The organism is Clostridium malenominatum (genome assembly GCF_039521365.1).
GTDB classification, from domain to species: Bacteria; Bacillota; Clostridia; order Clostridiales; family Clostridiaceae; genus Clostridium_AW; species Clostridium_AW malenominatum.
Genome location: NZ_BAAACF010000001.1, coordinates 2,165,494 through 2,185,103 on the forward strand (window position 1 = coordinate 2,165,494; position 19,610 = coordinate 2,185,103).

General features: G+C 30.6%; 17 protein-coding genes and 1 CRISPR repeat array. Of the genes, 6 read left to right on the forward strand and 11 right to left on the reverse strand.

Annotated elements, in window-relative coordinates; translation table 11 throughout:
* Window positions 1–134: 134 nt before the first annotated feature.
* From ABDZ69_RS10890 to ABDZ69_RS10915, 6 genes are all read right to left on the reverse strand, one after another.
* The gene (locus tag ABDZ69_RS10890; RefSeq protein WP_343769494.1) at window positions 135–1,475 is read right to left on the reverse strand and encodes a sodium-dependent transporter; all 1,341 of its coding nucleotides are present in this window, start codon (window positions 1,473–1,475) and stop codon (window positions 135–137) included.
* Between the two features lie 133 nt (window positions 1,476–1,608).
* Window positions 1,609–3,000 (reverse strand): tyrosine phenol-lyase, encoded by a 1,392-nt coding sequence (locus ABDZ69_RS10895; RefSeq protein ID WP_343769495.1) that lies wholly within the window; start codon window positions 2,998–3,000, stop codon window positions 1,609–1,611.
* A 324-nt stretch (window positions 3,001–3,324) separates the two neighbouring features.
* The gene (locus ABDZ69_RS10900) at window positions 3,325–4,278 is read right to left on the reverse strand and encodes a sugar phosphate isomerase/epimerase family protein (RefSeq protein WP_343769497.1); all 954 of its coding nucleotides are present in this window, start codon (window positions 4,276–4,278) and stop codon (window positions 3,325–3,327) included.
* 35 nt (window positions 4,279–4,313) lie between these two features.
* Window positions 4,314–5,600 (reverse strand): MFS transporter, encoded by a 1,287-nt coding sequence (locus tag ABDZ69_RS10905; protein ID WP_343769499.1) that lies wholly within the window; start codon window positions 5,598–5,600, stop codon window positions 4,314–4,316.
* A gap of 212 nt (window positions 5,601–5,812) precedes the next feature.
* Window positions 5,813–7,180, reverse strand: a complete 1,368-nt coding sequence (locus ABDZ69_RS10910) for an alanine/glycine:cation symporter family protein (RefSeq protein WP_343769500.1) — start codon at window positions 7,178–7,180, stop codon at window positions 5,813–5,815.
* Window positions 7,181–7,198: 18 nt separating this feature from the next.
* Window positions 7,199–7,963 carry a DeoR/GlpR family DNA-binding transcription regulator gene (locus tag ABDZ69_RS10915; protein WP_343769502.1) on the reverse strand — a complete coding sequence of 255 codons (765 nt, stop codon included), beginning with the start codon at window positions 7,961–7,963 and terminating at the stop codon, window positions 7,199–7,201.
* A gap of 263 nt (window positions 7,964–8,226) precedes the next feature.
* On the opposite strand from ABDZ69_RS10915, the gene ABDZ69_RS10920 reads away from it, so the two are divergent.
* Together ABDZ69_RS10920 and ABDZ69_RS10925 are read left to right on the forward strand one after the other, a co-directional pair.
* Window positions 8,227–9,048, forward strand: a complete 822-nt coding sequence (locus tag ABDZ69_RS10920; protein WP_343769503.1) for an HDOD domain-containing protein — start codon at window positions 8,227–8,229, stop codon at window positions 9,046–9,048.
* Window positions 9,049–9,456: 408 nt separating this feature from the next.
* Window positions 9,457–9,675, forward strand: a complete 219-nt coding sequence (locus tag ABDZ69_RS10925) for a hypothetical protein (protein ID WP_343769504.1) — start codon at window positions 9,457–9,459, stop codon at window positions 9,673–9,675.
* Between the two features lie 53 nt (window positions 9,676–9,728).
* Here the strand turns inward: ABDZ69_RS10925 and ABDZ69_RS10930 are convergent, their stop codons facing one another.
* On the reverse strand, window positions 9,729–10,568 hold the full coding sequence (locus ABDZ69_RS10930) for an MBL fold metallo-hydrolase (RefSeq protein WP_343769506.1): 840 nt from the start codon (window positions 10,566–10,568) through the stop codon (window positions 9,729–9,731).
* A gap of 119 nt (window positions 10,569–10,687) precedes the next feature.
* Between ABDZ69_RS10930 and ABDZ69_RS10935 the strand changes: the two genes are divergently transcribed.
* Window positions 10,688–11,557, forward strand: a complete 870-nt coding sequence (locus tag ABDZ69_RS10935; RefSeq protein WP_343769507.1) for a methionyl aminopeptidase — start codon at window positions 10,688–10,690, stop codon at window positions 11,555–11,557.
* Between the two features lie 88 nt (window positions 11,558–11,645).
* Here the strand turns inward: ABDZ69_RS10935 and ABDZ69_RS10940 are convergent, their stop codons facing one another.
* Window positions 11,646–11,867: a hypothetical protein gene (locus tag ABDZ69_RS10940; RefSeq protein ID WP_343769508.1), complete on the reverse strand. Its 222-nt coding sequence runs from the start codon at window positions 11,865–11,867 to the stop codon at window positions 11,646–11,648.
* A gap of 299 nt (window positions 11,868–12,166) precedes the next feature.
* Here ABDZ69_RS10940 and ABDZ69_RS10945 point away from each other — a divergent pair, with 299 nt between their 5' ends.
* Window positions 12,167–12,373 (forward strand): DUF4177 domain-containing protein, encoded by a 207-nt coding sequence (locus tag ABDZ69_RS10945; RefSeq protein ID WP_343769649.1) that lies wholly within the window; start codon window positions 12,167–12,169, stop codon window positions 12,371–12,373.
* Between the two features lie 90 nt (window positions 12,374–12,463).
* Window positions 12,464–12,685 (forward strand): hypothetical protein, encoded by a 222-nt coding sequence (locus tag ABDZ69_RS10950; RefSeq protein WP_343769509.1) that lies wholly within the window; start codon window positions 12,464–12,466, stop codon window positions 12,683–12,685.
* 228 nt (window positions 12,686–12,913) lie between these two features.
* Here ABDZ69_RS10950 and ABDZ69_RS10955 read toward each other — a convergent pair whose 3' ends face one another.
* The 3 genes from ABDZ69_RS10955 to ABDZ69_RS10965 all read right to left on the reverse strand — a co-directional run bounded on the left by ABDZ69_RS10955 (window position 12,914) and on the right by ABDZ69_RS10965 (window position 18,592).
* Window positions 12,914–14,170, reverse strand: coding sequence for a diguanylate cyclase domain-containing protein (locus ABDZ69_RS10955; RefSeq protein ID WP_343769510.1), 1,257 nt, complete (start codon window positions 14,168–14,170; stop codon window positions 12,914–12,916).
* A 227-nt stretch (window positions 14,171–14,397) separates the two neighbouring features.
* A complete protein-coding gene (locus ABDZ69_RS10960) occupies window positions 14,398–15,012 on the reverse strand; it encodes a DUF2238 domain-containing protein (protein WP_343769512.1) in 615 nt (204 codons plus the stop codon).
* Between the two features lie 339 nt (window positions 15,013–15,351).
* A CRISPR array of direct repeats spans window positions 15,352–17,483; the repeat unit is 30 nt; unit sequence ATTTAAATACATCTTATGTTAAGGTTCAAC.
* 608 nt (window positions 17,484–18,091) lie between these two features.
* Window positions 18,092–18,592 carry a hypothetical protein gene (locus ABDZ69_RS10965; protein ID WP_343769514.1) on the reverse strand — a complete coding sequence of 167 codons (501 nt, stop codon included), beginning with the start codon at window positions 18,590–18,592 and terminating at the stop codon, window positions 18,092–18,094.
* A gap of 88 nt (window positions 18,593–18,680) precedes the next feature.
* Between ABDZ69_RS10965 and ABDZ69_RS10970 the strand changes: the two genes are divergently transcribed.
* Window positions 18,681–19,358 (forward strand): class I SAM-dependent methyltransferase, encoded by a 678-nt coding sequence (locus ABDZ69_RS10970; protein WP_343769516.1) that lies wholly within the window; start codon window positions 18,681–18,683, stop codon window positions 19,356–19,358.
* Window positions 19,359–19,610 lie beyond the last annotated feature (252 nt).

Consider the following 19,610-nt stretch of genomic DNA (forward strand, 5'->3'; position numbering starts at 1 on the left):
CTACTCCTGTTTTCTTATTAAGTAAAATAAATTAATTTGATATATTATATCATTAATCTTTTATTATGTAAATAAAAGAGGCGGAGTACCGCTCCACCTCAACCTTTTTTTAATTTAATGCTAATTTATTAATTTTAGAATGCTACTTTCATAAAGAGAGCAACTAAGCATAATATTGTAGCAAATGGTACGTAAACAAATTTACCCAAGTTATACCATAAGTCCCCTTGTTTCTTTTTAGCTCCTAAGTTGATTTCATTAAGTAAGTCTTCTTTCTTCATTATCCAGAACCAAGATATAGCACCTAATGTTGCTCCTATTGGAATAATGTATATAGATACAATATCCATCCATGGTCCCCATTTGAATATAGGTTCCATATTAACGCCTATACCAAAGCAAACTATACAAAGTAATACTAGCATAGGAACACGTTTTAATTTAGGGAACTTGTACATTAATGACTCTCCAACTACTTCAAACATGTTTTGTAAAGAAGATACTCCACCAAATACTACTGCTGTGAATAGTATTATTGCAAATAACCTACCCATTGGTATATTTTGCAGTATTTTAGGTAAAGTTACAAACAGAAGTCCCGGTCCCCCAGCAACGTCTACATTGTATGCGAAACAAGCAGGTATGATAACTAATGCTGCTACCATTGCTGCAATTGTATCAAATATGGCAGTATTTTTTGCTCCGTCCACTATATCTTCACCATCTGATAAATATGCACCGTATACAATCATTCCACTACCAGTTACAGATAGTGAGAAGAATGCTTGACCCATAGCCCAAATCCAAACCATCGGATCTTTTAGTGCTTCCCATCTAGGCGTAAACATAAATTTATACCCTTCTGCTGCTCCTGGTAAAAAAGCTACACGAATAGCAAGAATTACAAATAGTATAAAGAACAATGGCATCATAACTTTGTTAGTCTTTTCAATACTGTCTGCACCAAGAGTTAATGTTAGTAGTGTTCCAACAACAACTATTAAGTGATATGGAACAACTGAATAATCTGTCATAGCGAAGGATTCAAACCATGGACCTGGATCCACAGTCATAAGACTACCTGTAACAGATTGAGTCCATCCTTTAAGTACGTATGAAATAATTGCTGCATAACCTATTGCTATACACATAGATCCTGCAAGTGGAAGCCATCCTACAACCTTACCAATTCCCTCTTTTCCACCTGATTTCCAAGCATTTTCATAAGCACCAAGGGTACCTGTCTTAGCCCTACGACCAATTGCATATTCTGCAGATAGCCCTACGTAGCTAAAAATCACTGTGAATATAAGATAAGCTACTAAGAATGCCCCTCCACCGTTGCTTCCTAGCTTATAGGGGAAACCCCAAACGTTAGCCATACCTACAGCGGAGCCTACACATGCTAGTATAAATCCCCACTTTGATGCAAATTTAGCAGTTTTTTCAGTACCTTGATTAACTTGAGTTTGCATACATTTCCTCCCCATTTTTCACCCTATAATAGGAGTCATTATAAGGTAATATTTTGACTTAACTATTTGTATTGTATTTATACGCTATATTATCAGGCATTATGCCCGATAATATAGCGTAATAAACTTTTAATTAGTCTGCAAAATCAAATTTTGCAGTAAAGAATCTTAATTGTTTAGGCTCATAAACAAATTTAAGTGGTCTTATATCTTTATTATGTTTATATAGATGGATAACTGATTCAGCTACAACATCCATATGCTTGTAAGTGTAAACTCTTCTTGGAATAGTAAGTCTTACTGTTTCTAATTTTGGTTTATGGTTTTCCCCTGTTTTAACATCTCTACCTGCGGAAACTATACCACGTTCCATTGATCTAACACCGGAGTCAATGTAAAGTGAAGCAGCTAATGATTGAGCTGGGTATTGTTCTTGAGTTAGATGTGGACAGAATCTTCTTGCGTCTAGGAATACAGCGTGTCCACCAACTGGTTCAACTATTGGAACTCCTGCTTCTAATAATCTATCTGCAAGATATCTAACTTGTTTAATTCTATGCTCTATATATTCAAACTGCATTGCTTCTCTAAATCCAATTGCTATGGCTTGCATGTCACGACCAGTCATACCTCCATAGGATGGCATACCTTCGTAAACAACAACTATTTCTTTAGCTCTTCCAAATAAGTCTTCATCATTAATAGCTAAGAATCCACCGATATTTACGATACCGTCTTTTTTACCTGACATAGTAGCACCGTCAGAGTAGCTGAACATTTCATGTACTATATCTTTAATTGAAACATTTTCATATCCTTCTTCTTGTTCTTTAATGAAATATGCGTTTTCAACACATCTAGTAGCATCATAGAATACTTTAATTCCGTGTTTTGCTGTAAGTTCTCTAACTGCTTTCATATTAGCCATGGAAACTGGTTGTCCACCCGCTAGGTTTACAGTAACAGCAAGACATACATAAGCTATGTTTTCTGCGCCTTTTTCATTTATTAATTTTTCAAGTTTATTTACGTCAATATTGCCTTTAAAAGGAACGTTTAAACCTGCATCGTGAGCTTCATCTCTAACAATATCTACGAAAGTAGCTCCATTTTTTTCTTGATGGTATCTAGTAGTTGTAAAGTACATATTTCCAGCTACATATTGTCCTGGTTTAATAGCTATAGTTGAAAGAATATTTTCTGCTCCACGTCCTTGGTGAGTAGGCACAACGTGTTTAAATCCAAATAATTCTTTTATAGTTGCTTCTAGGAATATCCAGTTCTTACTTCCTGCGTAAGCTTCGTCTCCAATCATCATTCCTGCCCATTGAGCATCACTCATAGCGTTAGTTCCTGAGTCAGTAAGTAAATCAATATATACATCCTCTGATTTTAAGTTAAATGTGTTATATCCAGCCTCTCTCATAGCGATTTCACGTTCTTCTCTAGAAATCATCTTAACTGGTTCCACACTCTTAATTTTAAAAGGTTCTGCTGGGTACTTGCTTAAATTCATGTAATCCATAATAAAAATCCTCCTTGAATATAATATATTATTTATTATTTATTATTTATGTTATGTATGATGCATCATACATCATCGACCACCTTTATTGTACAATGGAAAATATCGGATGTCAATATGAAAACGTTATTTTTTCTGACTATTTACATTCTTTTTATTATTTGTATTGTTTAGATAAATCATCAACCTGTTAATATATTACCTTTAAGATTTCTTCTCCGTTCATTTTGAATGCATCTCGCCTTGTGTAGAGCTTATAATTAAAATAAGGAGCATATACATTCCTTTATAGGTATATGTATGCTCCCTTTTAAATTTATAATTTTATCTACAATATTTATCTCTTAAAGCTAGTACATGTTTCACAGATTTTTTAACTTCTTCATCTTGATATATAATCATCATGTCTATTAATTCTTCTGGAGGATAGTAATATTCACTAGGTTTAATAACCTCTTCATTAAGTGGTGGTTTCTCCACTTTAAATGCCCCTTTACCTAACTCAAAAACTCCACCTACGCCCTTTTCTCTTTTAAATGTAGCAGTATAAGGATGACACATTTCAATATTTATCCTTGTTAGAGTTGTATTTTCTACTAATATTCTAAAACATTCGTCTGTATCAATATTACCTTCCCCTATAGCGGTACCACAAACTCTATATGAGTCATCTACTTTTACAATAACATGATCTTTAAAATGTGTTGTAAAAGTATAGGGGGCAAGTTTTTCGACTGTTACAATTGGCTCTTCCCAAACCATCATACCATTTCCAATGTCTGTAGTAATTCCTACCCATGGGCTTCCTATTTTCTTTACTATATCTATCATTTCTTCTGCTGTTTCATACTCATGATTTTCTAAAGCAAGTTTAATTCTGTATTTTTTAAGTAGAGGTAGTACTTCTTTAATATTTTCCGGAGCTTTTTCAATCTCATCTTTAAGGTTTCCACCACAGCTAACATAAGTTCTAATCACGTCTGCACCTAATTTATGCGCAACCTCTATAACTTTTTTTAATTTACTAGGCTCTGTGCCCCTAGCATCAATTTCAACAAACAATCCATATTTCTCTATTTCTTTTCTCACCTTAGCTAGATGTACAGGATCATTTGAGCCAAGAGTTCCCCATTCTGGATCTAAGTTTTTATCTTTTATTATATTTATTTGTACTCCATCTAATCCAAGTTCTGAAGTCTTTTTTATGAAATCAAATATATTCATACGGTTATTTTGAAAATGCAGATGATAGCTCTCTGTTTCCAAACCAATTTTCATAACATTTCCTCCTTCAGTTAATATCTGAAAACTTATTATGCATTTACTTCTTCTTCATGCATTACGTTATTTTTCTTATTTATTATTTTAAGTAGTATTGTTGATATAACAAATCCTAATAATGAAAATGCAATCATAGTCATAAATACATGCTTGTACCCCTGAAGTCCTGGTGTTTTATCAAGCATACTACCATATATTGTATACGCAAACATTGAAGGTGAATATCCTAATATGCAAGCTATGGACATAGCTGCTCCACTTATTTCCCTTGGAACTTTTATTTCTTCAACCGGTGCAAAGAACACAGCTCTCATTGAGAATACAATGGCTCCAAAACCAAGAGTTAATGACATTCCTAAATATACATTCATTGATTCATGAGGTAATAATATAAATCCACCCATGGCAATTGCTGCTACTAGTAATGCTCCTCTTAAGTATTTTGTAGCAGATTTAACTTTTTTATCTACTAAAAATCCACCCACAGGTCCGCCTACCATTTTTAATCCATATTGATTAATAATACCATATGCTCCTACTAATGTTACAGGCATTCCATAAATATCCTTTAAGAAAGGAATGAAGTATGTTAATCCGCAATATACGGAGTAGATTGAAAATATAGTAAGTGATACTATCCATATTTCTGGTGTTTTTATTGCTTTAACAACACCTTTAAGTGCAACTTTATTTTTACTAATTTTATTACCATTCTCATCTACATCTTTTATTATGTCATCTTCAAGCATAAAATATGAAATAATTCCAATAGCTATAGTTACTGCTGAGAAAAATATTATTGAACCTTTTAAGGCTCCTGCACCTTTTCCTAATAATGCAAATATTCCAAGAGCACTGAAAGCTACGATGGTGTCAACTACTCCTCTACCTGCTTCCAGGAATCCAAACATTCTTCCTTGTTCATCTTCCGTTCCAAGTAATCTTACAGCTTTTAATAAAACTGGCCAATAAATTACTTCAGCAAATAAAGAAAATAATCCCCAGATTATTAGTATTCCTATGTATCCTGGAAAAGTAGATAAATATAAACCTACTACCCCAACACCTATTAGTGACAGAGGAATTAATTTTTTCTTTGAAAATCTGTCAGCTATATATATAGATGCAAAATTACCTATGGTTTGTACCATTCCGTAAACAGACATAGCCATACCAATTTGAGTGTGTGTTAAGTTAAGAAATTCTTGCATTGGAACATAAAATGCATCTTTTAAAGATGAAAGCTTAAAAATTGTTCCTCCTCCTAGGATTAATACAATCAGTTTTATCCATTTCATTCTTTCTTCTTTTTTACTCATGTAAAGCCCTCCTTAAATTTAATTGAAAACGTATAAATTTTATATTCATCATTATATATTACTTTTTGTGTAATTTCAAGTATTCTTTTTGAATGTTGTTTATTTTTGTTGTTTTATGTGTATTTCGTAAATTGAATAGAAACATATTCTTTCATTTACAACATAAAAATACCTCCTAAATATTTAGGAGGTATCTATATATAAAATTAATACTAGTTTTCATCCATTATATAACCATTTGAAGGGTCAAAAAACTCCTTCGTCAACTTAAATACTTTGGGGCTTAGAAATAACATTGCAATTAAATTAGGAATAATTAATATTCCCAAAATGCAATCTTGAATATACCATACTAAAGACAAGCTACTAATACACCCCAATACTGTGAAAAGAATAAATGGATATTTAAAATAAGAAGCTTTTTTACTTCCAAATAAATAGCTTACTCCCACAGTTCCAAAATAGCATTGAACTGGAATAGTAGAATAAGCAAATAAAACCATACTTATTCCAACTACATTTTGAAATACAGGATGGATTTGACCAAAAGCTATACTGGTAAGTACAGAAGCTGGTTGTCCCGATTCAATAACTCCTGTGCTCAAAATAGATAGTCCTGTAATAGTACAAACAAATATAGTATCTATCAATACTTCCGTAACGCCGTAAAGTCCTTGTCTTACTGGATGATCTGTAATTGCTGAAGCATGTAAAACAGGAGCAGAGCCTTCACCCGCTTCATTAGAATAAAGCCCTCTAGCTACCCCATACCTCATAGATTGCTTTATGGAATAACCTACTACTCCTGCAACACCTGCTTTTATATTAAAAGCACTTTTAAATATAGTAATAAAGACAAAGGGGATATTTTTTATGTTTAAAATGATTACAATAATACCAAATACTATATAAATTCCAGCCATTATAGGCACTAATTTTTCAGAAAAGACCGCTAGTCTTTTAACTCCTCCTATGATAACAAGTCCTACACAAAAAACGAGAACTACTGCTGTAATTTTAGGAGAAATCCCTGTAATATTTTCAACTACTCCTGCAACAGCATTGGATTGTATGAGATTTCCACCGCAGATTTGAAGTATCATAAAGGCTGCATATAGTTTTGCAAGCCAGTGCATATTTAATCCTTTAGATATGTAATACATTGGACCTCCAACATAAGTTCCATCTTCGGATTTTTCTCTATAAAGCATTCCTATAACTATTTCCCCATACTTTGTTGCCATTCCTAAAGTTGCAGCAACCCACATCCAAAATAAAGCTCCTGGTCCTCCAGCTACTAATGCCGAAGCAACTCCTACAATATTACCGTTTCCAACGCAGCTTGCTAATGCTGTACATAATGCTTGGAATGGTGTAACGGTTCCTTCTCCTTTTAATTCATTATTCTTCTTTAAAAACGACTTAATAATAGTTTCATTAAAAATAAATGGTATTTTTCTTATTTGTATAAACCTTGTCATAATAGTGTAATATAGTCCAATCCCCATCAATGTAATTATCAGCCAGTCTCCCCAAATTAAATTTGATAAATTCTTAAAAAACTCTTCTAATAGCTTCATGGAAATCCCCCTTCGTTTTTATTGATTTACGATTTCTATACCACTATTTAAATATTTTTCTAAAACATTTTTCTTAATTTTAGAATCAGTAATTATCATATTTACCTCGTCTAAATTGCACACTTTTAATAAAGAAACAGAATCAAATTTGCTACTATCCGCTAACACAATTACATTTTGGGAAATTTCAATAAATTTTTTCTGAATTTGCAAATGCTCAAATATAAAATCTGTAAGTCCCTCTTTTAGAGAAACACCGCTTACACTTATAAAAGCAGTATTTATATTAAAGTTTTCTATATATTTTAGTGTAATATCGCCAACTAAAGAGAATTCGTCATTCTTTAAAACACCACCAGTAAGTATTATGGTGTATTTATCCATATCAAGCAATTCATTTGCTATGGCAAGGGAATTAGTTAATATGGTTAATTTTTTAAATTTGGTCTTTAATACTTTTGCTATTTCTAAATTTGTAGTGCTTGCATCCATGGCTAAGGACTGTCCTTCAGCCACGTATCTAGCTGCAATATTAGCTACTTCTATTTTTTCATTAGTAAATTCCTTTTCTCTATTTTCAAATTTTAATTGATTATTTCCTACCTTATTTAAAACTGCTCCTCCATATACTCTTTCAAGATGTCCTTCTTTCTCTAGATATTCTAAGTCTCTTCTTATGGTTTCTATGGATACGTTAAAAAGCTTAGTAAGCTTTGAAACCTTAACAGAGCCTTCACTATTTAATATACTAAGAATTTGTTCATATCTCTCTTGTGCTAGCATAAGTAATACCCCTCCTAATTTTTCAATACTCTCTTTTAAGATTATATCCTATTCTTCAATAACTTTCAATATAAGTACATACAATTCCACAAATTTAAACAACTTTCAATATTCATTATATAAATTATAATGAAATTGTTTGAATTTTAAGATATAATATAATTGATCTTTATTGTATGAATGGACAATAACAATATATACTTACTAGGAGGATAGAGATGGAAAAGGAAAAGATATTTGATTTACTTGAAAACTCGGATCGTTTGCCGAAGCTTTCTAAGGATGTAAGCGAAATTCTCGAAATGCTCAAGAATCCTGTAGGCTTTGATATAGACGAATTAATAGAAAAAATTTATAAAGTAGATAATCTAAATGAATTAATGTTAAAAAATCTTAATTCCGGTTATTTTCAAACTAATAAAAAATTTGAAACCATTAAAGAGTCAATTGTGTACTTTGGTATGCAGGCTGTTCAAAACTTCATCATATTTTTTATAACTCTACAACTATTTTCTCATGACTCTAGTACTAACAAAAGTAATAGAACTTTTACTATGAGCCACTATTGGAATCATGTCCTTGGGACATCTGTGGCAAGCTGTATGTTATCAGCTAAAATAAAATATGGTGATAAATACAAACTTTTTTCCTATGGATTAATACACGATATAGGCATAGCAGTATTAGACACCTGCCTTCCTGAATTGATTGATGAAGTTACTGAAAAGCTAAAAAATGGTATGCACCAAATAGTTGCAGAGCGTTTGGTATTAGGCGGCTTAACCCACGCTGACATAGGAGGATGGGTTTGCAGAAAATGGAACATCCGCGATGATATTACAAATATAGTTGAACATCATCATACGCCTTTCTTGGCAAAATTAAATCCTGTTGAGATGAAGCTCCTTTACCTTGCAGACGCCATTAGCACAGAGTACTACGAAAAGTTATTAGGTGTAAACTTAAACCACGGAATTAGCACTAAAATTATGGACTCTTTAGGTATCACTCAATCTGACATGAATTCAGCTATTGAGGCTCTCCCAGGTGAAATACAAAAGCTTAGAAATTACTTAACAGTATAAAAAAACTAAGAGTTATTCTTATGTAGTAAAATTAAGGCTTTTCCAATTATCTTCTATCATATCCTTGCCAAGTCCAATGTATTTCTTCGGCAGACTTGGAAAAGCTTAAAAAACTTAAAACCTTTATTGTCTTATAAAGATATGCTATAATCCCTATATAAAAATTAAATTGAATTTGTAAAATATCATATTCAAAAATTCATTATACGAGGTATTATGTATATGAACAAAAAATTATTAACCACTGTTACACGTATTATCTGGATTTTATTTACCATAAGCACTATAATTACAATATTTATTCTTTTTAAAGGTACAATTAATTCCTTTATGGGTAAATTTTTAAATGGTTATATAATTTTTATTTTCTTCTTTCTTTTTTATAATGGTTTTGTCACCATTCTCAATATGAGCAAGCTAAAATGGGATGAAATAAGGAAAAGATTACTTAGGTTTTTTATTCTTTTTTCAATATTTTTAGCAGTGAATTTTGTATTAACATATTTAATCAAAGGTAAGGCTAATATACCAGGTTTATCTACCCCTTTTGGCTTTGCTTTTGGTATTACCTTTATGGATATTATATTTACAAAGGAAAGAAACAATAAAAAGAAACTTAATTCATAATACTTATGAACTAAGTTTCTTTTTATCTCTTATATATCGTACTCCCTTATATGCTAAATATCTATTTTATCTCCAGTACTTAAGTACTTAACTCCCTCTCCTAGCTTTTCTTTTAGTCGTAAGTATCCTCTTTCCCCTGTGCAGTGTCCTGTATAAACCACTTCTACTTCTTCTTTAATAATCACTCCGGATATTTTATCTATTTCCTCATTCTCCATACAAAGACCATCCCATCTACCTTCATTCATTAAGTGAAACCCACCAACTATTCCTTTAATTTTTTCTCCTGGGAACAAATCTTTTGCTGTTTTTATAATATTGATAATGCCATTATGAGCACACCCTGTAAAAATCACAATTCCCTCTTCTCCTCTTATGACTAATACAAGTTCATGGGTAAATTCATCTCTTCTAAACCCATTTTTATCTTCCATATAAAGATTGCTATTTCCCTGTGGAAGAGGGTAATCTTTCTCTATTTCCGAGATAATAAAAATATTCTTTTCTATTTCAGTAAATTCATTAATAAAATTAAGCCTTTTCCAATTATCTTCTATCATATCTTTGCCAAGACCAATGTATTTCTTATCCCCTTCTTTATAGGCATAGTAGTCCTTTATAGCTTCCTTTTTTAAATACACTTTTCCTATACTATTGCTACTAAAAAAAGCTTTTAGCCCTCCACCATGATCATTATGTCCATGGGATAAAACCACTGCATCTATCTCTTCAATATTAATTCCAAGCTTCTCTCCATTGCTTAAAAAACTTCCTGAAGCACCTGTATCTAGTAATATCTTTTTATTGCCAAATTCTATGTAGAGACTAAGTCCATGTTCGCAAGCTAAATCCTCATTAATTTTTGTGTTTTCCATTAGTGCTGTAATTTTCATTTATATTACCCCCGTAATTTTATTTTTTTATTATAATCTTATATTACTTTTATTATAATAATAACTAATGGTACAATTAAAGCATATTTTAAAATATATATCATATAGGAGATGTTAACATGAATTTAAATAGAAACGACTTATGTTGGTGCGGAAGTGGAGTAAAGTATAAAAAGTGTCATATTGGCTTTGATGAAAAGTTAAATAGTTTAATGGAACAAGGCTTTCACGTTCCACCAAGGGAAATAATTAAGACTAAAGAGCAAATTGAAGGTATAAGAAAAAGTGGTGAAATTAATACTGCTGTACTAGATTTAGTGGGGAAAAATATAAAAGAAGGCATGACTACTGAAGAAATTGATAAATTAGTTTATGATTACACCATATCTCAAGGAGCGGTTCCAGCAACTCTTAACTTTGAGGGCTATCCAAAAAGTTTATGTACCTCAATAAATAATGAAGTATGCCATGGTATTCCTAGCGAGGATGTAATTCTCAAGAATGGAGACATTGTAAATGTTGATGTATCCACCATATTAAATGGATATTATTCAGATGCTTCAAGGATGTTTATAATTGGTGAAGCTAGTGAAGATGCAAGAAAGTTAGTAGAGGTTTCAAAGGAATGCTTGTATAAAGGTATAGAAGCAGTAAAACCTTGGGGATTTTTAGACGATGTAGGAGCCGCAATTCAAGAACACGCAGAGAAGCATGGCTACTCTGTGGTAAGAGATTTCGGTGGTCATGGCATTGGACTTGAGTTTCACGAAGAACCTTTTGTAGCTCACCACGGTAAAAGAGGTGAAGGCATGATTTTGGTTCCTGGCATGGTATTTACAATAGAACCTATGATAAATGCAGGCTCTTATGAAATAGTAGTAGACTCTAATGATAATTGGACAGTATTAACAGAAGATGGCTCTCTTTCCTCCCAATGGGAACACACAATACTAGTAACAGAAGATGGAGTAGAACTAATTACTTGGTAAATATATTCCAATAGTCTTATATTTACCAACAGTCTAAGGACTTAAGTGATGCCACTTAAGTCCTGTTTATTTAATTCATGCTTAATCTTTATTTAGTAATCTTAGCTGCAATTAGGATTATATTTATCATAATAAAAAACAATATAATACCTATTCTAATTTCACATTTATGAATATATTTAATTATTTCTTTTTTATCTGAATCTAAATCATTTTCTTTTTTATAAAAGTTCTCAAAATCTTTGATGCTAAAATACAAGAGAATAGCAAATAATGAATTTGTAACTACCTTCATGAAAGTTATATTCAATATTACTTACCTCCTACTAACTTATTTCTTGAAATTCAATGGTAATTTATTACTTATATGATGCCATATATAACATTACTAATGGGAATTTTCCATATGTATTTTAGGGGAGATTTTTAGTTATTTTTGTGTTTATATATTCAGAACGTGAAATAATGTATGATGTAATTATTAAATTTAAAAGGGAGAATAATGTTCTTTGGACATTGAATAATATGGTATAATTTTCTTGTTAGATAAATCGAATTATATGAATTATGTGAGAAGATGATGCAAGATGAATTTAAGGAGGAAGATGTATATACGAATATAAATTTGTAGAAGTTCCAATTGAAAGAAAGTTTTCAGTAAAAACAGGTGACAGTTTCAAAGAGTGTCAGGATATAATCATAAAAGAAGCGGTTAATGGTTGGAGATTAGTTCAAGTTGTAATTCCACCAAACGAAAAAATGGGAGTTTTAGCTGCTTATGAATATCAAATAATTTTTGAAAGGGAGAATAAGTAGAGGAAACAGGTAAAATCTGCAGATATATTTTAGTTACATTACGTAGAAAAATGAGTATGAAAAAGATTATTTGTACTATGGGAGGTTAGTATGAAAAATACAAAAACATGTCCAAAATGCAATTCAAAATCTATTTCAAGAATTCTAGGTGAAGCAGGGCCACATGGTTCTGGCAATATCATCATGACTGGAATGACTGTTTTCAGCGCTGTAAAGGTAACAAGATATCTGTGTTGTGAATGCGGATATTCTGAAGAATGGATTGATGATAAAAAAGATATAGAAAAAATTATTTATATGTTAAAATGGTAAAATTATCAAGAGTCTACTTTCTAATTTAACGTTATAACTTAAAGCTAATAATTTACTAAAATACCGTATTATTCAAGTCTGAATTTTACGGTATTTTTTATGTCGTGATTCAAATACAGTACCAAAAGAGTATTAAAACACATACTATGTTTAGATTGAATTATTGCAAAACTAAGTTTTTTGCCAGCTCTATTTAATGAAGTTATATTTACAAATTAATCTCGTCCATCAAGGGAACTTATAGCTATTGCCACTTTCCTTTTTCGCACCATACATGGCATGGTCAGCATTACTCAAAAGAGTACTCATGTCTTTTGCATCATCTGGGTAAACACTTATACCAATGCTAATGCTAATGCTTACCTTTAGTTCACTACTTTCTACAAAAATTGGCTCATCAAGGGCTTTAAATACACGATTAATAAGAGCTAGTACATCTTCATCTTTTTCAATTAATGGTTGAATTATTATAAATTCATCTCCCCCGAGTCTACCAAGGGTATCTACTTTTCGAATTTTATCTTGCACCCTCTCGGCCACAGTTTTCAATACCTTGTCCCCTGCATCATGTCCATAGGTATCATTGATACTTTTAAACTTATCAATATCAAAGAAAATAACTGCTAGTTTATATGCTCCTCTCCTTGCACGCTCTATGGATATATCCAATTCATGCATTAGATATGCTCTGTTTGGAATTCCTGTAAGAGAATCGTAGTTAGCAAGATATGTGATTTTTTCTTCTGTCATTTTTCTTTCGGTAATATTCCTTATAATATGAATTCTTACTCTTCCATTTCGAATTATTGTACCTTTAGCACTTACCTCCACTGGAAAGATTGACCCATCTTTTCTTACATGAATACTTTCAAATATAATCCCCGATTCATCCGCCTGTTTTATTTGCTGTTCAAACTTATCTCTAGTAGATGGATGCCTAATATCATGAATGCTTAAATTTAGGAGTTCTTCATAGGTATATTGATAGAATCGAATTGCAGATTTATTTGCATCAATAATGATACCATTATCTTTCACATATAATATTGCATCCTGAGCACTTTCTACTAATAACTTGTGCTTTTCCAAAGTCTCTTCTATTATTTTATTTTCACTAATATCTGTGAATATTGTAGTAAATATCCCTTTTTTATGGGAGAATACGCTTACCCTAAAATATTTATCTAAAAGCTCATCGTAATTTTCAAAGTTTCTAGGTTTCCCTGTTAAAGCTACCTCTCCATAAGTGTCAATCCAAAAAGAATCAATCTCTGGACTAACCTCTTTTATAGTTTTACCTATTATATCTTTTCTTTTAAATCCAGTTATTTTCTCAAAAGCAAGATTTGCTTCTATGTATCTGTAGTCTATAGGAATGCCATTATTATCACATATAATCTCATGCACAGCATAGCCCTCATACATAGCATCAATAATATTTTGTAAACTTTCTTTACAGTTTGAACACATTACTCTTTCATACATACATTCTCCCCCACACTAAGCATTTCCTTAATATATTATACCAAATACTTACTGAATATAGTTAAGTTTTTATCACATCTAAGTCTCTCCCAGTGTAATGTTATTTCAAGGAGATTGTATTATTTTAGGGTGACTTTTAGATTATAATAAAAAAAGATATAAAATTTAAATACATCTTATATTAGGGTTCAAGGCGACAACCTTAAAAAACGCTTTCCCGATGTTTGTCAAACTGGATATAATTCATCTTTATTTGTACACTCTAAAGGATATATTTTAAATATACTAGGTTTAAAATAAAAAAGTAAAGATGAAATCAATCCACCAATAGTTCCGTTAATAATGTCATGCATTGTATCATTTAAGCTTCCACCTTGTGAATTTAAACCCAAAAGTGTATCGCCAGAAAACTCAAATATTTCCCATGCTCCAGCAGTAGCTATGGAAGTAATAATCATAAAAGCTGTTATTAAGCTGATAGAATGTATGTTTAATCTAAGTTTTTTATTAATAAATAATAATGTATAGAGTGCAAATATGGCAACTATTATACCAGAAGATATATGAAGATAGTCATCCCAATTAATAACTTTTGAATAATATCCGTGCAACTTTCCTAAATACATTGAAAGGAATATAAATCCTTGAATTAATACTCCTAACCAATCAGGAATACATAATTTAGGCATAATTACATCCCAAAAAGTTGCAATTAATATAAAAATGCAATATATGGATGCTGCAATATTTTTATTAAATAAATTGTATAGGAACTCTAAAACTAGGTAAATTCTAAATATAACACTAATCCATTTATAGAAAGAGTATGATTTTTTTTGCATAATTAATTCTCCTAAAGTTTTTTTATTATTCATATACAATGAATATATATAATTATATTCATTGTATAGAGACTTGTCCAAAGTAATTATATTGTATATGCTATTTTGCAGAATTACTTATTGAGAGAAGATAATTTAAACCTTGTATATCTTCTGAATCAATTGCCTTATATCTTATTTAATCTTTGCATGAATTAAGAAAAGCATTTTCGATAAGGAAAATGGTATAATATTGTTTATATGGGAATTCGTCAAAATAAATATATCAAAAGAACATGAAAATTTAAAATTACAGCTTAGTTTTTTGATGCTCTTTCAAGTATCTCTTTAATTTTTCTAACTTAAGTACATCTTATGTTAAGGTTCAAGATCTCTAAAAATAACGAGATCAGCTTTGGCTAATTAATTTAAATACATCTTATGTTAAGGTTCAACTCCTGTAGGTGTACAAGCTCTACTTTCTTCTTTAATATTTAAATACATCTTATGTTAAGGTTCAACAGACATAAAACAATAACATCCGCCCAAAAAGTATAATTTAAATACATCTTATGTTAAGGTTCAACTTTCTTCTTCTGTTTCTACATGTGGAATATCTTCTGATTTAAATACATCTTATGTTAAGGTTCAACTACTTTTACTAGGCAAAATAGCGCCGATGTTCCTGATTTAAATACATCTTATGTTAAGGTTCAACCAAACTCCGTTATAGCGGTACTTTTGTAGCCCATCTATAATTTAAATACATCTTATGTTAAGGTTCAACATACTTTTTAACTTCAAAACTTCCTACTTGTACCCATTTAAATACATCTTATGTTAAGGTTCAACTTCTTTAGGAATTCATATAAATCTGCAATTACTTCTATTTAAATACATCTTATGTTAAGGTTCAACTTAAAAAACCTCCTATTGAATAGCTTTAAACCATATTTAAATACATCTTATGTTAAGGTTCAACGGTTGTTTCTTTAATATTGATTTCGAAGAAATAAAATTTAAATACATCTTATGTTAAGGTTCAACCATAAAAGTTTTATCAGCACAATTTCCAAGTGGAACATTTAAATACATCTTATGTTAAGGTTCAACATGTATCACCATTGTAGACTGCGAATAAGAATAAGTATTTAAATACATCTTATGTTAAGGTTCAACTTACATTTTCTATTAATTATTTCATTGCCTTTCGAATTTAAATACATCTTATGTTAAGGTTCAACAGTACAGAGATAAAACCTTCGATTATCAAGTTAATCGATTTAAATACATCTTATGTTAAGGTTCAACTAGATTTTATTTCAGAGCTTAAAGGGATAGATTTCATATTTAAATACATCTTATGTTAAGGTTCAACAATAGGGCATGTAAATAAATAACAAAGGAGAAGTTAATTTAAATACATCTTATGTTAAGGTTCAACTTGCAAAATAATAATTTATGGTTATATTCAACAAAAATTTAAATACATCTTATGTTAAGGTTCAACGTTATTGCCAATGCAGAAAAACAGAGGTTGGAAGATTTAAATACATCTTATGTTAAGGTTCAACTAAAAACCAAAATGCGAAGTCCCTAGGGCTTTGCTTATTTAAATACATCTTATGTTAAGGTTCAACACCAGATAAATTTAAAGATAAATTAGATAAAATTAAATTTAAATACATCTTATGTTAAGGTTCAACTTCTTTAGTTGATTCTTCATACTCTTTTTCAATTCTATTTAAATACATCTTATGTTAAGGTTCAACACAAATACCGAGCCAAGATATCTTAAATAAGGTTAAATTTAAATACATCTTATGTTAAGGTTCAACTTAATTACTAATAATAGATACGAGAAAGAGGATAATTTAAATACATCTTATGTTAAGGTTCAACAGATGTGTCTATAGAAGATATATGTGGAGATATTAAATTTAAATACATCTTATGTTAAGGTTCAACTTTACCACTTCCCATTAAAACTTCCGAAGAAGTATTTAAATACATCTTATGTTAAGGTTCAACAAATATCGAAAAACTTTTATATAAATACAAAGATGGATTTAAATACATCTTATGTTAAGGTTCAACTCAATGTATTCCTGTGGCATAGGGAATATTTTAGCATTTAAATACATCTTATGTTAAGGTTCAACATTTCAGCACCTGGATTTAATCACATTCCAGAAGTATTTAAATACATCTTATGTTAAGGTTCAACCGAAAGTCCCTAGCTTAGAAATGCTTTATAGACTTGGATTTAAATACATCTTATGTTAAGGTTCAACAAATAATGAACAAATGAGGATAAATGCTTTAGTTGCATTTAAATACATCTTATGTTAAGGTTCAACTTTATTTTGCCTATTTTAAATAACAGGAGGGTGAAAAATTTAAATACATCTTATGTTAAGGTTCAACATAGTCATTTTCAATGGTATCTCCTTTAATAAGGTATTTAAATACATCTTATGTTAAGGTTCAACCACTGTAAAATCAACATTCTTTATTTATATGATATCATATAATGTATTGATTTTGCTAGGTTCTTTTAAAATTCTCCCAGATGATTTCATATTTCTTAAATATTCATAAAAAAACATGCTAAATTATTGATATATCTAACTTTCCAAGTTATAGCTTTTTCCACTCACTTGGGAAAACTTTTAATCTATTATCTATTAAATCTATTTGTGAACTGTAAAAGAACTAAGTATATAATGGTAGCAGCGCCTTTTTCGAAGCGACGTCATTATGTACTTAGCTCTCTATTTAAGAAACCAATTTAATTAGATCATTAGTTTTTTACATATTACAGAAATCTCCTAAAATAAAATATTAATCATAAATTTACTTAATGTAACTCCTTCTCCTTCTCTCCAAGGAATAAGCCATTCACAGCAAATCAAAAATTTGGGTTCTCTGCTTAAATACATCCTATGTTAAGGTTCAACCCGTAAGTATTGCATAAAGATTATTAAACACTTATTCAAGTAACTTATAAAAATAAGCGTAAAATAGTTACTATCCATTATCTGGATGGCAACTATTTTACGCCTTTAATTTAATAACCACTACATGGTAGGGAATTTTTTTAATCCTGTGAAAGATGGTTAACTTTATCCTTTGATATATTTGATAGGTTTATGTCTTGTCCATATTTTTCTTTAAGTAATACTTCTAAGGCTTTTCTTACATTCTCCTCTTTTAAATCTTCTTCATTAAGTATTTTAAAATCTAAATTCCAGTCATAATCACCACTATTATCAAAAAATTCGCTGGCAATCTCTACTATTTCATTTTTTCTTTCCTTATGGATAGGACTGCCTGATACTACTAAACCCTTGATAAAGTTACTCTTAATAAATTCGCTTTCATTACCAAGGCCCTTTAAGTATGGAAAGTCCTCTATGGTACTCTCTCTATTAAAATCTACAATTAGCATATAGCAAATTAAACTTCCTAAAACACCTTCCCTTAACTTAAATAATTCCACATTTTTCAATCTTAAATCTCTAAATAATCTAATAGGCTTCACTAAGGAACTATCCATGATTTTACCTATTCCATAATATGCAACCATAGGTAAGTACATTATTAATATAACTAAAGCTAATACAAATATGATATCATATAAATCATAAAAGGACTTAAATAACGTTTAAATAAAAGGAGGCTTATTAATGATGGATAAGAATTATTATGCACAAAAACTAAATTCACAAAAGCTGTTTAAGGTGTACGAAACCAAAATCCCCAGAGTAAAACAGTATTTAGATGCAGAAATCTCTTTTGTTAGAAATAATCTGACAGGCAGTGAAAGAGTTTTGGAATTAGGTGCAGGTTATGGGCGTATTGTAAAGGAATTGGCAGGTAATTGTAAATCAATTGTTGGTATTGACATTTCCCATGAAAGTGTTTCCTTAGGTAAGGAATATTTGAAGGACAATCCCAATGCAGAAATTGTAACCATGGACGTAAATAATATTACATTGGAAGAAAAGTTCGATGTAATACTTTGTCTGCAAAACGGTTTATCTTCAATGAAGGCCACATCGTCGGATTTCATTGAGAATATTTTGGGAATGGTTGTGACTGGTGGAAAGGTTTATTTCAGCACTTACAGTGAAAAATTTTGGGAGTATAGACTAATGTGGTTTAAAGAGCAGGCTGAGAAGGGTTTGCTAGGTGAGCTTGATTTAGATAAAACAAAGGATGGGGTTATAATTTGTAAGGACGGTTTTAAAGCAATTACGTATACTCCAAAGGATTTGAAAATGATTGGATCTTTATCAGGGTATGAATATCAAATTCAAGAGGTAGATGAATCAAGTGTTTTTCTCATTATTCATAAAAAATAGACTTAATATCAAGAACATAGATTTTGAAAGCAATTTAATATTTAAATTTAAATACACCTCATGTTAAGGTTCAACGGCAGGCTATGTATTAGTCCCAGCACTCTTTGGCGTAGACTTAAGGAGTCTGTAAATAATTTTGTGTAAAGCTAAATGAATTGATGCTTTGGATATACTATATGTATTTATATTTAGGGTTACAACAGGATAAGTTATAACCCTATTTTATACTTGTTTTCAAATTTTATACATCAA